Annotated in this window: 13 protein-coding genes, 1 pseudogene and 1 CRISPR repeat array; of the genes and pseudogenes, 6 read left to right on the top strand and 8 right to left on the bottom strand. The window is 69.0% G+C overall.

The annotated features are described in order from the left end of the window. Positions 1 to 368 (top strand): annotated as a pseudogene (locus AL2_RS38205) (IS1380 family transposase); the annotation flags it as partial. Between the two features lie 193 nt (positions 369 to 561). Here the strand turns inward: AL2_RS38205 and AL2_RS36900 are convergent. Further along, a complete protein-coding gene (locus AL2_RS36900) occupies positions 562 to 1,107 on the bottom strand; it encodes a CRISPR-associated endonuclease Cas3'' (RefSeq protein WP_157438507.1) in 546 nt (181 codons plus the stop codon). Positions 1,108 to 1,265: 158 nt separating this feature from the next. Continuing rightward, positions 1,266 to 4,419: a CRISPR direct-repeat array (repeat unit 28 nt; unit sequence GTCGGCCCCGCGCACGCGGGGATGGTTC). A 467-nt stretch (positions 4,420 to 4,886) separates the two neighbouring features. Here AL2_RS36900 and AL2_RS39905 point away from each other — a divergent pair. Further along, positions 4,887 to 5,021: a hypothetical protein gene (locus AL2_RS39905; protein ID WP_281181641.1), complete on the top strand. Its 135-nt coding sequence runs from the start codon at positions 4,887 to 4,889 to the stop codon at positions 5,019 to 5,021. Positions 5,022 to 5,121: 100 nt separating this feature from the next. On the opposite strand, the gene AL2_RS32295 is transcribed toward AL2_RS39905, so the two are convergent. Then, entirely contained in the window at positions 5,122 to 5,826 is a 705-nt protein-coding gene (locus AL2_RS32295; protein WP_067640397.1) for a GntR family transcriptional regulator, read from the bottom strand. Between the two features lie 206 nt (positions 5,827 to 6,032). Between AL2_RS32295 and AL2_RS37830 the strand changes: the two genes are divergently transcribed. Then, positions 6,033 to 6,197, top strand: coding sequence for a hypothetical protein (locus tag AL2_RS37830; protein WP_157438506.1), 165 nt, complete (start codon positions 6,033 to 6,035; stop codon positions 6,195 to 6,197). A 77-nt stretch (positions 6,198 to 6,274) separates the two neighbouring features. Here AL2_RS37830 and AL2_RS32290 read toward each other — a convergent pair whose 3' ends face one another. From AL2_RS32290 to AL2_RS32265, 6 genes are all read right to left on the bottom strand, one after another. Beyond that, positions 6,275 to 7,078, bottom strand: coding sequence for an ABC transporter ATP-binding protein (locus tag AL2_RS32290; protein WP_067640395.1), 804 nt, complete (start codon positions 7,076 to 7,078; stop codon positions 6,275 to 6,277). Further along, entirely contained in the window at positions 7,075 to 7,896 is an 822-nt protein-coding gene (locus AL2_RS32285) for an ABC transporter ATP-binding protein (RefSeq protein ID WP_083947120.1), read from the bottom strand. The genes AL2_RS32290 and AL2_RS32285 overlap by 4 nt, the downstream gene beginning before the upstream one ends. A 103-nt stretch (positions 7,897 to 7,999) precedes the next feature. Further along, positions 8,000 to 9,280: an ABC transporter substrate-binding protein gene (locus AL2_RS32280; RefSeq protein ID WP_083947119.1), complete on the bottom strand. Its 1,281-nt coding sequence runs from the start codon at positions 9,278 to 9,280 to the stop codon at positions 8,000 to 8,002. Next, positions 9,277 to 10,443 (bottom strand): branched-chain amino acid ABC transporter permease, encoded by a 1,167-nt coding sequence (locus tag AL2_RS32275; RefSeq protein WP_083947118.1) that lies wholly within the window; start codon positions 10,441 to 10,443, stop codon positions 9,277 to 9,279. The genes AL2_RS32280 and AL2_RS32275 overlap by 4 nt, the downstream gene beginning before the upstream one ends. Next, positions 10,440 to 11,333, bottom strand: a complete 894-nt coding sequence (locus AL2_RS32270; RefSeq protein WP_067640387.1) for a branched-chain amino acid ABC transporter permease — start codon at positions 11,331 to 11,333, stop codon at positions 10,440 to 10,442. The genes AL2_RS32275 and AL2_RS32270 overlap by 4 nt, the downstream gene beginning before the upstream one ends. A gap of 2 nt (positions 11,334 to 11,335) precedes the next feature. Beyond that, positions 11,336 to 12,184, bottom strand: a complete 849-nt coding sequence (locus AL2_RS32265; RefSeq protein ID WP_067640385.1) for a fumarylacetoacetate hydrolase family protein — start codon at positions 12,182 to 12,184, stop codon at positions 11,336 to 11,338. A 180-nt stretch (positions 12,185 to 12,364) separates the two neighbouring features. Between AL2_RS32265 and AL2_RS32260 the strand changes: the two genes are divergently transcribed. From AL2_RS32260 to AL2_RS32250, 3 genes are read left to right on the top strand one after another with little or no spacing between them, the layout of a single operon-like run. Then, positions 12,365 to 13,990, top strand: coding sequence for a bifunctional 3-(3-hydroxy-phenyl)propionate/3-hydroxycinnamic acid hydroxylase (locus AL2_RS32260; protein WP_376741345.1), 1,626 nt, complete (start codon positions 12,365 to 12,367; stop codon positions 13,988 to 13,990). An 8-nt stretch (positions 13,991 to 13,998) separates the two neighbouring features. Continuing rightward, on the top strand, positions 13,999 to 14,466 hold the full coding sequence (locus AL2_RS32255; RefSeq protein ID WP_083947116.1) for a nuclear transport factor 2 family protein: 468 nt from the start codon (positions 13,999 to 14,001) through the stop codon (positions 14,464 to 14,466). Next, positions 14,463 to 14,852, top strand: coding sequence for a cupin domain-containing protein (locus AL2_RS32250; RefSeq protein ID WP_067640381.1), 390 nt, complete (start codon positions 14,463 to 14,465; stop codon positions 14,850 to 14,852). The genes AL2_RS32255 and AL2_RS32250 overlap by 4 nt, the downstream gene beginning before the upstream one ends. Positions 14,853 to 14,894: the final 42 nt, after the last annotated feature.

Raw genomic sequence — 14,894 nt, 5'->3', positions numbered from 1 at the left:
CCAAGCCGAGGCCCAGCACCGCGACCACGCCATCATCGAGCAGGTCAACGCCGACCCTGATCGACGGGCCGCTGGCGCATCTGCCCTCTGGCGACTTCAACGCCAACGCCGCATGGCTCACCTGCGCGGCCATCACCCACAACCTGCTACGCGCCACCGGCACCCTGGCCTCGGCGTTCCACGCGCGTGCCCGCGGCGCCACCCTGCGCCGCCACCTGATCAGCGTTCCGGCCCGGCTCGCCCGGCACGGCCCGGCAGGACCAGCAGGGCACATCACCGTGCACCTGCCCGAGCACTGGCGCTGGCAGGCCGAGTGGATGAACACCTTCCGGGCCGTCCACGACCCACCACCAGCGACAGCGGCCTGACCCGCCCCGACCCTGTCACCGCTCCCGACGACCATCACAGTCACCGCGCCCGCCGGCGCATCCCACCCCCGATCCGCACCCCCGGACAGGCCACGGACCTGCGCGTGGCAGACCCCGCACGCCCCCGAAATGCCGCTCTGCCAAGCAGACCGGCTCTCATGACGAGATCGGAACCAACATGGATCACCGGAAATCACGCCGTGGATCCAGGCTCAGGCGCTCTACCACTGAGCTGCCCTTTAGCGCGACGATTCTCCAGCGTCGCCCCGGAAGTCGGGAACCGGCCATGATGCCCTGCCACCAGCGGCCACACCCAGCCGATACTCTCCTCAGCCCATCCCGCCTCGGCCAGGTATCTGCGCAGCAGGAAACCCCCGGCCCGATCATGACGCCAGCGGTGCCGCAACACCGCGCGCTGATCCCACGTCAGCCCTGCGCGCAGAACGCGGTCGGCGCCGGCAGCATCCATATGCTGGAACGCCGGCGTTGCCTTGCCGATATCGTGGATGCCGCACACCCACGCCAGCAACCTTCGGCCCCCGCTTCCACCGGCCACGCCATCCAAAGCCTGACGGACCGACGGCGCCAAGTAATGATCCCAAACAAGCTCAGCTACCGCAGCAGCATCCAGCAGGTGCTGCACCAGCAGATTGGCCTGCCCACCAGCTTTACCCGCGCTCTTACCCCACAGCACTCCAAGTGGATCTTGGGATTGCCGAACCGGCCTTTGGATGCCCACACACGGGAAGGTAGCGAATCACACCGACAAACGAGACTCATACTGTGAAACCACAGGCAATCCAATCCAGATCATCACGTCTCGGAGACCCCACCGTGATCACGAACCAACTGAATGAAAAGCGGCACCACCGCTGCTAACGTCGCAGGTCAGCAAGGGTCGGCCCCGCGCACGCGGGGATGGTTCTGGGCCCTCATCGAATCCGACATGCACGACGTGGTCGGCCCCGCGCACGCGGGGATGGTTCGACGACGCGCACGGCGGAAACAGGACGTACACCGTCGGCCCCGCGCACGCGGGGATGGTTCCCACTCATGAGGCTACCTGAGCCGTTCCACCCCGTCGGCCCCGCGCACGCGGGGATGGTTCGCAGCATCCGAGCCAGAGGCTCAGGGCCGCTGGGTCGGCCCCGCGCACGCGGGGATGGTTCTGGTGTCGGTACCAGTGCCGACGGGAACGGGCTGTCGGCCCCGCGCACGCGGGGATGGTTCCGCGCCGGGCGTGACACCCCGGGCCCCGGGGGAGTCGGCCCCGCGCACGCGGGGATGGTTCCCGTGTTCCTGGCCGATCTCGCCCCGGACATCAGTCGGCCCCGCGCACGCGGGGATGGTTCTCAACGGGACTGCACAGGCGTCCGGACTTTTCCGTCGGCCCCGCGCACGCGGGGATGGTTCGGCGACCGCCTACCCGTCCGCGGCGGCCGGGACGTCGGCCCCGCGCACGCGGGGATGGTTCCCCGTACCGGTCCGCGTCGAGGTCGTAGCCGATGTCGGCCCCGCGCACGCGGGGATGGTTCTGTGGAACATGTGGAATACGTGGAACATGCCAGGTCGGCCCCGCGCACGCGGGGATGGTTCCCCGAGCACGTGAAGGGGGCGACGTGGGCGACGGTCGGCCCCGCGCACGCGGGGATGGTTCGTGCAGTCCAGCACCTTGATCCTGCGGGGCTCGGTCGGCCCCGCGCACGCGGGGATGGTTCTTCGTCGGGGTGTTCGGCGGCCAGGCGGCGGCGGTCGGCCCCGCGCACGCGGGGATGGTTCCCCTCAGCTCTGGTACGGCGGCAGTGCGGCGGAGTCGGCCCCGCGCACGCGGGGATGGTTCCTCGGCGACCATCGCCACGGCGTCGGAGTCGGAGTCGGCCCCGCGCACGCGGGGATGGTTCCTCCACGTAGTCGCCCACCTCCAGCCGGATCGTGTCGGCCCCGCGCACGCGGGGATGGTTCGAGCGTCAGGAACGCGGTCGAGCGGACCCGGGCGTCGGCCCCGCGCACGCGGGGATGGTTCCGGGGATGTGGAACACGGGCCGCGGGGCCGTCCGTCGGCCCCGCGCACGCGGGGATGGTTCCTCGTTCTCGATGATGCCGTCGAGATCGAGCACGTCGGCCCCGCGCACGCGGGGATGGTTCCGTCGGCGCGCCGTCCGGGCTCTTCCCCGCTCCGTCGGCCCCGCGCACGCGGGGATGGTTCGGACACGTCGTAGCCGAGGAGCGTCTCCCGCTTGTCGGCCCCGCGCACGCGGGGATGGTTCCCCCCCATTGGCGACCGGCACAGCGGCGGTCTCGTCGGCCCCGCGCACGCGGGGATGGTTCCTCGGCGCACATGTCGGCCTCCGACGGGATCGCGTCGGCCCCGCGCACGCGGGGATGGTTCGCCGCCGCCGCCCTCGGGGGTCTCCTGCAACGAGTCGGCCCCGCGCACGCGGGGATGGTTCTTCCGCGTGCAGTTCGCCGACGTCATCGCCCCGGTCGGCCCCGCGCACGCGGGGATGGTTCGCGACGCAGTACCGAGGCGCCCACTGGGACCCCGTCGGCCCCGCGCACGCGGGGATGGTTCGAGGGCTGGGGCAGCAGCGGCTACTACCCGCGTGTCGGCCCCGCGCACGCGGGGATGGTTCCAGGTCGAGCTGGACGGGCTCACGCGGGGCGTGGTCGGCCCCGCGCACGCGGGGATGGTTCCGGCAGCCGGTCTGGGACGAGACCGACATCCGCGTCGGCCCCGCGCACGCGGGGATGGTTCTCCGCGGGGGACGGTGCCGCTGCCGGGGCGGACGTCGGCCCCGCGCACGCGGGGATGGTTCCCGCATGTCCTTGCGGTAGACGGACACGCGGGCGTCGGCCCCGCGCACGCGGGGATGGTTCGTTCGGCGTCGAGTTCGGAGGGGTGATGTCGTTGTCGGCCCCGCGCACGCGGGGATGGTTCCTGCCCTCACACCCGCCCACATGTCGGAGCGCGGTCGGCCCCGCGCACGCGGGGATGGTTCCGGGCGGGCCGCGTCGGCCAGGACCGGCGCGGCGTCGGCCCCGCGCACGCGGGGATGGTTCCGGCGGGGATGGTTCGGCGTTCGTGCGGGTCACGGCCACTGTCGCGGGGTCGGCCCCGCGCACGCGGGGATGGTTCGCCGTCCACACGCTTGCCGACGGCGAGACGCTCGTCGGCCCCGCGCACGCGGGGATGGTTCGCGCTGGGCGCGCGGCCGCATGGTCAAGTCCACGTCGGCCCCGCGCACGCGGGGATGGTTCGGCGTCGCCGCCATCACGGCGAGCCTCTTCGTCGTCGGCCCCGCGCACGCGGGGATGGTTCCTACGAGGGCGAGTTCCGCAGTGACGGCGACGTGTCGGCCCCGCGCACGCGGGGATGGTGAGCGCTGGCCGTGCTGCGCAGCACCAGCGCCTGTGTCGGCCCCGCGCACGCGGGGATGGTTCCTCTCCCCCCGCCCCCTCCCCTGACGCGGCCTGGTCGGCCCCGCGCACGCGGGGATGGTTCCTGGATGATCTCCGCGTCCCCGTCGTGGGGTGCGTCGGCCCCGCGCACGCGGGGATGGTTCGCTGCACAGCGACCGGTTCACTGCTGCGGCGGCGTCCGCCCCGCGCACGCGGGGATGGTTCGTGTGGGGACCATTTTTGAGATGGGTTGCTTCCGTCGGCCCCGCGCACGCGGGGATGGTTCTGCACATCATCGCGATCATCCCCGGCCCCGTCAGTCGGCCCCGCGCACGCGGGGATGGTTCGCTGGGGTGGCGGTGCTCGGCGCCGTCGCGGATGTCGGCCCCGCGCACGCGGGGATGGTTCGTACGTCTCGACGGACTCGACGCTGTGACGTCCGTCGGCCCCGCGCACGCGGGGATGGTTCCTCCTTGATGCGCGCGTCCCGGTCGGCGAGCTGGTCGGCCCCGCGCACGCGGGGATGGTTCTACGGCTGCCCCGGCACATGCCCCTTCGGGCGAGTCGGCCCCGCGCACGCGGGGATGGTTCCCTGGCCCCTGGCTCATACTCCCCGCGCTCGATGTCGGCCCCGCGCACGCGGGGATGGTTCGGTTTCCGACGCGTTGGCCCAGGCGCCCGCACGCCCCGCTCGACAACCCGGACGCCGTCACCACCCCGCCGGGCTCGTTGCGGGAGGCCAGGGCTGGCGACCGGGTGGCCGCCATGGCCGACCGGTTGCCTCAGCCCAAACCGGCCCAGCCGCGCACCTAGGACGGCCGTCCATCTGGTCCTGGTGGAGGATCTCAGCGAACATCTCCCGCAGGTGCAACACCGTCAACTCGCCCAGCAGCAGTCCACTCAGACGCGGGTCCAGGTAGAGGTGGAGGTGGTTGGCGTACCCGGCCACTGTCGAAGCCGCGCCCGGACGAACTGGCCGGTGTAGTTGTTCTTGTCGGTCCAGGTGATCGGTCCAGCGCGGATCGGCGGTATCCCCCAGGCGGCCGCACGGGATTAGCTGTAACCGGGGTCTTCCACACGGCCCGTCCGGGTTCGGACCTCCACAGAGCGGAGCGTCCGATGGGAATCCTGACCGCCGTGCTCGTGATCGTGGTGCTGGTGGCGCTGTCGCTCCTCGCGATGGCGGTGCGCATCGTCAAGCAGTACGAGCAGGGGGTGCTGTTCCGCACGGGCCCTACCCGCGGTCGCGAGTAGCGAAAGGGTGACGACCTGACCGCAAGCCTCGGCGGATCACCGACCCTCAACGCCATGTCTCCTCCGTGCGGCCCCCCGGCCTACCGGCTGCGGGGCTGCACTATGCGCCGGGCACGGGCTCAGGTTTCCAGGAGACGACGAGCCTGCCGATAAGCAGTTCGGTCGTCCGGTTGAAGTGCTCGCTCAAACGCTGAACGGTCAGGTCGGCGTCCCGCGCGAGTGCGGCCTCGCACAGTTCACGATGCTCGCAGGCCACGTCGCGCTTGCTGCCTTCGGTCAGCGGAGCGGACAGCCGCCGGTACAGCTCGCTCGCATCGAACAGGGAATCGCAGATCTCCAGCAGCATCGGCATCTCGCAAGCGGAGATCAGGGCGCGATGGAAGTCACGATGGGCCACCGCCCATTCCTCGGTCGTGTGGTCGGGGTCGCCGGGTGCCCTGGCCGGTGTCTTGACCAGCAGATGGTGGGCGGCCAGCACACGTGATTCCCAGGCGAAGTCGCCGCGGGCGATGGACTCGCGCAGCGCGTATCCCTCGTTGAGCACGCGAAGGTTCGTCAGCTCACGCAACCCGGCTTCGGTGAGCTCGGCGACGTGGAAGCCCTGGTTGTGCCGGCTTCGGACGAGACGCTGCTCCGCCAAACGTGAAAGCGCTTCGCGGATGACGCTCACGCTAACCCCGTAGGTCAATCGCAACTCGCTGGGCTTCAGCCGTTCGCCCGGCGCGTACACGCCGTTGAGTATGGAGCGGCGGAGCTCGCCGTAGACGTGACTCGCCAGGGTCTCGGCAGTATGCGTGCGGGCCATGCCACGACCTTACCGAATTTCGCACCAATGTCCACTAATCACACTGAGAGTCGATTCTCCATGGTCTAGGGCGTCTACAGTCGTCTATCGTCTCAGAATCGATTCTGGCGGAGGCCTGTGGATGTCTAAGATCGTTTTCGAGCCGCTGGAGGCTCTCGGCAAGCCACTCCAAGATCGTCGACGCCTGCACTCTGCCCCTGACCGGTGTGGGCGTCGTCGACCGGGTCATCACCGAGCGCGCCGTGTTCGATGTCTGCGAGACGCTCCGGCTGGTCGAGCTCCTCGACGGCTGGTCCCTCGGCGATGTGAGGGCGTGCACCGCGGCGGCGTTCGAGGTCGGTCACGAGGTCGCGGAGGCGTCCAGGATCTGATCGCAACGGTGGGCGATGGTCTGGGGGGCGGTCGCGGATGTGTCGTCCGCGGCCGCCCCGCAGTTCGTCGTCGACTGTCAGTGGTCGAGTGCGGTTCCCAGATAAGCCGACATGACCTCGGGATGGTTGCGGACCTCGTCCGGTGAGCCATTGGTGAGCAGCCGGCCGAAGTTGAGGACCACCAGCCGGTCAGCGGTGGACATGACCATGTTCATGTCGTGCTCGACGAGCACCTGGGTGCACGACCCCTCGGCACGGATCAGCCGCATGACCTTAGCCATCTCCTCGGTCTCCTCATCGTTGAGACCGGCCGCTGGTTCGTCCAGCAGGAGCAGACGCGGCCGGGCGACGAGCGCCCGGGCGAGCTCCACGCGCTTGTTGACTCCGTAGGGGAGTTTCCTCACCTCACGACCGGCTACCGGCCCCAGCCCCAGGTAGTCGAGCGTCTCCATGCAGACTCGGCGATGATGCCGCTCCTCCCGCCGCGACCGGGGAGTGGCGACGAGCGTGGACAGCACGCCGGACTTCATCTGCTGATGGCATCCGAGGAGAACGTTGTCAAGTGCGGTGAGCTCTGGGACGAGTTGGAGATTCTGGAACGTCCGTGCGACGCCGAATTCCACGAGCCGATGCTGCGGAACCTCCAACAGGGACCGGTACTCCCCCGAGACGGTGCGGACCTCGACCTTGCCCTCGTCGGGGGTGTAGACCCCGGTGAGCACGTTGAGCAGGGAGGACTTGCCCGCGCCGTTCGGCCCGATCAAGGCCAGGATCTCGCCGGTCGGTGCGTCGAACGTGACGTCCTTGAGCACCTGGTTGCCGCCGAAGGCCAGGCTGATGCCGCGGATGCGCAGGATCGGCTGAGTGGGGATGTCGGTCATTGCAGCCACGGCAGGGCCTTCCGGTCGGGCGACGTGCCGGTGGCGGCCAGGTCGCGGGACGTGGTGATGTCGTCGTGCGAGCTGCCGAGGTAGAGATCGCGGATGCTCGCCGAGCCGCCCAGGTCCGCGGGTGTGCCTTCGGAGATGATGCGTCCCCGCTGCAGGATGTAGGCGTAGTCGGCGAGCCGGAGTGCGAGTTCGATGTTCTGCTCGACGATCATGATCGCCAGTCCATCGGCCGCCAGCTTGGCGAGGACCTCGCGCACTTCGATGATCGCTACCGGGGACAGCCCGAGACTGGGTTCGTCGAGGATGAGGAGTTTCGGGGAGCTGACGAGTGCCCGCGCGATCGCCACGATCTGCTGTTGTCCGCCGGACAACAGGCCGGCGGCCTCGTTGCGGCGATCCGCCAGTAGACGGAATTGATCGAACATCTCCTCTGCTCGGGCTCGCGCCCGCCGCCTCGGCAGGCTGGCTGCCCCGAGCAGGATGTTCTCCTCGACGGTCATGCGCTGGAAGAGCCGTCGTCCTTCCATGACCTGCGTGAGGCCGGCGGCCACCGCGGCGGTGGGGTTGCCCTGCGGCAGCGGCTCGCCGAAGACCTCCACGGTCCCGCTCGTGACGGAGCCGCGGTGGTGGGGAAGTAGGCCGGACACACCACGCAGCAGCGTGGTCTTGCCGGCGCCGTTGGCGCCCAGCAGGGCCACGGCCTGACCGTCCTCGACCTTGATCGAGACGTTCTCCAATGCTCGGATCGATGCGCCATAGCGCACGGTGAGGCCTTGCACCGACAAGACGTTCGTGGTCACGGCTGTCACGGCTCGGTTCCTGTCCTGGTGGATCTGTGTCGCGGATCTGCTCGGCACGTCCCTGCCCCGGACGCACCAGACCGGGGGACGGCGTGCTGGTCGTGCTCGGTCGCTAGTGCTTGGTGCTGGAGTAGTAGTCGTCGATGAGCCCGGAGGTGAACCACGGCTTGACTACCTTGAGGAATCCCCTGGTCGACCTGTCAACGGTCACGATCGTGTCCGCGTGGTGGGGGACGCCGGCGGTCTTGGAAGCGGGGTCGAACTTCAACAGGTCCGGTCCGAGGCCCTTGGACGGGACCTCCAGGGAGGCCAGCGCGTCACGGATACCGCCGCGGGTCAGCTGGCCAGCCTTGGCGGCCTTGGTCAACGCGTTGTAGAAGATGTAGGCGGCCGTCCACCCGATCAGCGCCGGCGGGTTGTCGACGGAGTCCGGGAAGTCCTTCTTGAGCTGCTCTCGAGCGAGGTCGATCTGCTCGCCTCCGATCGCGGTGACCGGCCCTCCGTAGGCAATGGTGACCTTCTTCTGGAAGGCGTCGGAGATCGGCAGACCGAACACGGCCGGCGCGAACGTCGGCTGGAGACCGAGCCAATCCCAGTTGGCGCCCGCCGACTGGGCTTCGCCGAAGAAGCCGAACGTGGCGCCGACGGTGCTCGCCATGATGACCACGTCGGGCTTGGCGGCCTTGATGCTGGACAGCTGCCCCGAGAAGGACTTGTCGGTAGCGGCGTAGGACTGCGCGGTCACGATCTTGAAGCCGAGCCTGCCCGCGGCGAACTCCAGCGCGGACTTGGCGCCCTGGCCATAGGAGTCCGCCTGGTAGAAGAGCGCGACCTTCGGGTTCTTGTGGCCGGCGTCGTTGATGTACCAGTCGATCCCATTGATCGTGTTGTCCTCGTAGGTGGAGCCGGAGTAGAAGACTCCGTCCTTGCGGTCGAGTTCGCTGGCGTTGTTGGCCACCAGGGGCATGCAGTCGGTCACGATCTGCGCGGCGACCGCGCTGGTGGCCGCCGAACCGAAGCTCAGCGGGATGCCGGCGACCTTGGAGGACAGCTCGCGGTAGGCCTGAACCGCCTTCTGCGGATCGTAGGCGTGGTCCTTGACCGCCAGTTTCACCTGCCTGCCGTCCACGCCGCCGAGTTTCTGGTTGGCGTAGTCGAAGAACGCCTGGACGCCCTGGGAGAAGGGCACGCCGCCCGCGGCCACCGGCCCGGACAGGTCGGTGAGGACGCCGAGGTCGATCGACTTGTCGGTGATTCCCGTGGTCTGGCCGCAAGCCGCGGAGTCGGAACTCGAGGGCGAGTTGCCGGCGGAGTTGACCCCGCTGCAGGCCGCGAGGGTGACCAGGCCCGTGGAGGCCACCAGCAGCCTCATCCAGCGTGAGTTCGGTGTCATCGGACCGTTTCCTTTCGGGTTGTTGCGTGGTGGGAGCGGTCGGAGACGCGAGTCACGAGCGCCGCCAGCCCCCGCGGCTCGATGACCATGACGACGATCAGGGCGGCGCCGTACAGGACTGAGGTGAACTGCTCGGGTGACAGGCCGGCGCCGGTAGCGCCGTCGGTCACCAGCGGGAGGTAAGGCGCGAGTTTTTCCACCAATTCAGGCAGCGTGTAGAGGATCGCTGCGCCGACGAGTGCGCCGTAGACCGAGCCGAGGCCGCCCAGGACGACGACCGCGATCATGTCGACGCACATCATCAGGTCGAACTGCTCCCACGAGACGAACGACTGCTGACCGGCCCAAAGCCCGCCCGCCAGGCCGCACAGGACGGCGGAGAAGACCAGCGCAGTACCCCGGTACTGGGCGGGGTTGATACCGAAACTGCGAGCGGTCAGGCTGGAGGAACCGACGACGTGCAGGGCCCTGCCGGTACGGGATCGCAGGAGTCGCGTGGCCACGACCACCGTGATCATGAGGACGATCGAGCACAGCACGAAGTAGGTCAGGGCCCGGTCCACGACCAGCCCGCCGATTCGCGCCGGTCCGGCCAGGTTGATGCCGAAGAAGGGCACGTCGGTGAGCAGGACCCCCGAGGTGCCTCCGGTCCAGGGAGTGGCGATGCGGAACACGTGCTGGCCGAGGAAGGCCAGCCCGACGGTGATGATCGCGATGTAGACCCCGGCGAGCCGGGCGGCGATCGGCGCCACCGCCCAGCCGAGGACGAAGCAGACCGCGCACGCGGCCGACAACGAGATCAGAAAGTTCGTCTCGGCGACGTTGTTGAGGTAAGCGGTCATGAACGCCCCGGTGCCGATGAAGCACGACGCACCGATGTTCACGATTCGGGCGGGACCGGCGAGCACCGTCAGTCCGATCGCCGCGATCCCGAAAACGACGGCCGTCGTCGCGACCGACATCAGGTCGCCGGGCCCGTGGACCGCGATCGCAGTGAGAATGGCGGCCAGCACCACGGGCTTTCCCGGCAGGCGGCCCAGCAGGCTGGACGGCGCCTTCGCCCACAGGCCGGCGCGCGGTGTTGTGGCCGAGGTTGTGGCCGGTGTCTGCCCGCTGGATGGCGAAACGGCGAGATGTCCCGTGCCGGGCGAATCGGTGCTCATACCCTCGACACCTCCCGTCGGCCGAGCAGCCCCTGCGGGCGGACGAGCAGCACCAAGAACATCAGGACGTAGGGGACGACCAGTTGGTAGCCCTGCCCGAGCACCTCGGGCTGCCAGGCGCTGGAGATGGCCTCGGCGTAGCCGACGAGCAGCCCTCCCAGTACCGCTCCTGTCAATGAGTCCATCCCGCCGAGCACGACGGCGGGCAGGGCGCGCAGGGCCCAGGTGAAATTGGACTGGTCCAGGGTGCGCGGGTGCGTCCCCACGAGAACACCGACGACAGCGGCCAGTCCGGCGGCGATGATCCACACGGCGGCCAGATTGCGGCGCAGGGAGACGCCCTGGGCCTGAGCCGCCTCCGGATCTTCGGCGCACGCGCGCATGTTCAGCCCGAAGCGGGTCCGCGTGACCGCAGCACCGAGAACGGCGAGGATCACGGCGGCGATGCCGATGATCCACAGATCCGAACGCGCGACCGAGTTCCCGGCGACCTTGACCGATGCTGTCCACGGGGAGCCGACCTCAAGGCTGTTCAGGGTCCACTTCTCGTGGCTGCTCAGCAGAGCGCGCAGCGCCAGGTCGAAGCCGATGGTGGCGACCACGATGGCATCGGGCGACGCACCGAGCAGGGGGCGCGCGATCGCACGGTAGGCGAGCCAGCCACCGGCGCAGGTGATCGCGACGGTCGCAAGCGATGCGAGGCCGAAGGACCACCCGAGGCCGTTGGCGCCGAGCTCGTAGGCGCAGTAGCCGCCCAGCACGACCAGGGCTCCCGCCGCCAGATTGATGCTATGCGACGCCTTGAACACCAGAGCGTAACCAAACGCCATCAGGGCGTACAGGCTGCCGACGGCGGCGCCGGCGACCAGGATGGTGACGAACCTGTCCATGATCAGGAACTTGCCACGGCGTTGCGGAGCAGCCCCACACCGTGGATTTCGACCTCCACGACGTCACCGGGTTCCAGGAACGTCGGGGGCTCGCGGAACATGCCGACGCCGCCCGGGGTGCCGGTCACCAGCACGTCACCAGGTGACAGCGGCGTAAAGCGGGAGACATAGGAGATCAGGGACGGGATCGAGAAGATGAGGTCCGCGACGGAGGCGGACTGCCGGATCTCACCGTTGACCCGGGTTTCGAGCTTGAGCGAGGCGACGTCATCGATCTCATCCGCGGTGATCAGCCAGGGGCCGAACGCCCCGGTTCCGGGGAAGTTCTTGCCGGGGATCCACTGGGAGCTGTGCCGTTGCCAGTCGCGCACGGTGAAATCGTTGTAGCAGGAATAGCCGGCGACGAACGACATCGCCTCGGCCTCCGGGATGTGCGAGCCGCGCTTGCCGATCACCACCGCCAGCTCGCCCTCGTAGTCGAAGCGGTCGCTCTCGGTGGGGCGCAGCGCGTCGGCCCCGGCGGCGATCTGCGTGTCGGCGAACCGGGTGAACAGTGTCGGGTACCGCGCCTCGCTGCGCCCGGCCTCATCACGATGTGCGCGGTAGTTCACCCCCGCGCAAATGATCTTGCCGGGGTCTGGGACGACTGGGAGCAGGTTGACGTCGGACAGCCGCCGGTCGGGTCCGGCGACCCCCGCGACCACCTCGGCGACCCGCTCGAGGGCGCCGGCCTCCAGCACCGCCCGGATGCTCGGAGTCTCCGGCAGGCGCGTGGAGACGTCGATGATCGCGTCCTCGTGCAGGGCGCCGAATCGGACGGCTCCGTCCACATGGTAGGTCAGCAGCTTCACTTGACGGTCCTTCGGATGTGGGTGCACAGGCCGCACAAGCGTGTCGGCGGTCACAGACTGCGCCACAGAGAAACGACTCGTCAAGTAAGAATCGACTCTTGCTTTAACTCTCCGCTGCTGTAATCATCGTCGCACGCTTGCGGCCATCGGACGGAGGGGGTTGCGTTGAGCTGGGAGAACGTGTCCGGGGACACCTGCGGCCGACCGATTGGCGAACGATCGGGCAGTGGCGGCCAGCCCGGAACCGAGCCCACCCCACCACCGGACGTCGTCGTCGTAGGGGCCGGGCCGGTCGGCCTGGCGTTGGCCAATCTGCTGGCCGACCACGACGTCGATGTCCTGGTCCTGGAGGCGGAGCGAAGCTGTGCCGACGAGCCGCGTGCGATCAGCCTCGTCGATGAGTCCCTGCGCACGCTTCAGGCCATGGACCTCGTCTCGGAGATCGAGCCGGATCTGGTGTGGAACGCCGGCTCCAGCTACTTCGGTGTCCATGGGCAGCCGCTGGTCGTCGCGACTCCCGGCCTGGCACCTCTGGGGTACCCGCAGAAGAACTTCTTCGACCAGCCCGGGCTCCAGCAGGCGCTGCTGAAGGGTGCCGAGGCCCGAAGCAATGTGACCATCGCATTCGAGAGCCGCGTGGAGCGTCTCGCCCAGAGCGCCGACCACGTCGAACTCACCGTCAGCGGCCGGAGCGGGACCCGAGTCGTCCGTGCGGCCTATATCGTCGGGTGCGACGGCGGCCGTAGCAAGATCCGCGCCGAACTGGGCATCGAGATGCAAGGCTCCTCGCAGCAGGAGCCCTGGATCGTTCTCGACTTGGCCAATGACTCCCATGACCAGCGGATGGCACTGTTCCACTGCGTGCCCGCCCGTCCAGCGGTGATCGTTCCGGGCATGGCCGGCCGTTGCCGCTATGAGTTCATGCTGCTGCCCGGCGAGGACAAGGAAAAGGTGCTCGAGCACGAGTTCCTCCAGCAACTGGTCGCGCCCTACCGCGAGTGCCTGGAGCCGCAGGACGTGCGCCGCAGCGCCGTCTACGTGGCGCACCAACTGGTCGCCGAGCGCTGGCGCGACCGGAGGGTCCTCCTAGCCGGGGACGCCGCTCACCTGATGCCGCCGTTCGCCGGGCAAGGCCTCAACACCGGCCTGCGCGACGCACGGAACCTGGCCTGGAAGCTCGCCGCCGTCGTCCGAGGGGAAGCGGCTGAATCTCTGCTCGACACCTACGACGAAGAGCGCCGCCCGCACGCTACCGAGATGGTCCGGCTCTCCCACCGCATGGGGCAGCTGATCATGACGACGAATCCGCGCCGCGCATGGCTCAGGGACGTCCTGTTCCGCATCGCTGGCGTGGCGCCGCCGGTCAAGCGGTGGCTCGGCTCGATGAAATGGGTCAAGCAGGCGAAATTGGAGGGCGGCTTCGTCGCCGATCCCAACGGCTCCGCCCGGGTCGGCGGATCCCTTCCCCAGCCGACCTTGCTGGACGGCCGCGGTCGCCGTCGCCGACTCGACGACGTGATCGGCCGCGGATGGGCGTTGCTGGTCGTCGGCGCTCACCGGCACGACCGAATCCCCGCGGCGGCGGCGCCGTTCACGGCGTTGAACCCGGTTCTGATCCGGGTCCTCCCTCCCGACCGCGTTCCCCGTGACGGCGAGATGGCCGAGTACTGCGACCTGGAAGGCACCATCGCAACCTCTGATCGCACCACGTTCCTTCTCGTGCGTCCCGACCGCGTCATCGCGGCCGAGTTCGACGCCTCCCAGGCGCGCACCGTGGCCGACACCCTGCTCGCTCGCTGGCATTGAGAGGTCTCATGGAACACGCTCCGAAACCACCGGCCACGCCCGTTGCTCCCGCCACGTGGATCGCCCTGAACGAACTGATCACGCGACACGCCTGGGTGCTCGATCACGGCGACCCTCGCGACCTCGGCAGCCTCTACACCGAGGACGGCTCCCTGATCGGGCTTGAGGAGCCGCTCGTAGGGCGCGCGGCGATCGACCGGTGGGCGCTCGAACGCGCCGAGATCACCGACCGGACCTCACGCCACGTGCACACCAACGTGCGCATCACCGTCGATGACGACGGTGTGCACCACGGTTTGATGACCACGCTGCTGTTCCGCCACGACGGCGAGGGTCCCGGGCCCACTACGCCCTTCATCGTGAACGACTACCAGGACACCTACCAGCAGGAGTCGGACGGAACCTGGCTCATCGCCAAGCGGGTGATGCGGCGGGTCTTCATCGACGGCAGCCGGATCGGAGGCACTTTCCGATGAGCACGATCGACCCACAGCCGAGGATGTACCGGCTCACCGAGATGGAGCGCGACGTCGTCCGCGAAGGACTGACCCGGGTGGGTGTGCGGGGCGACGACAGCATCGTCACCGTCAACTGGTTCGAACCGGGCTTCCGGACCCGCGGGCCGCACTCGCACCCGTTCGACCAGCTCAGCTTCGTCTTCACCGGGACGCTGGAGATGACCGCCGGGAACGAGACGTTCGTGCTCCAAGCCGGCAGCGTCCTGCGGATCCCCGCCGACGTCCCCCACTCGGCGCAGCCCATCGGCGATGAGGTCGTGCTCAACGTCGACGTCTTCGCCCCGATACGGGAGGACTTCCGCTACCTGACGAGCTATCAGGACGTCGAGGAGAACGACGGCTGACAAGCGCGAGCATCTCGCGGTCGCACCCACGGCCACCGGCGC

It is taken from the genome of Actinomadura latina NBRC 106108, assembly GCF_001552195.1.
Lineage (GTDB): Bacteria > Actinomycetota > Actinomycetes > Streptosporangiales > Streptosporangiaceae > Spirillospora > Spirillospora latina.
The sequence above is the reverse complement of the archived record's forward strand: the minus strand, read 5'-3'. Positions and strand labels throughout refer to the sequence as shown.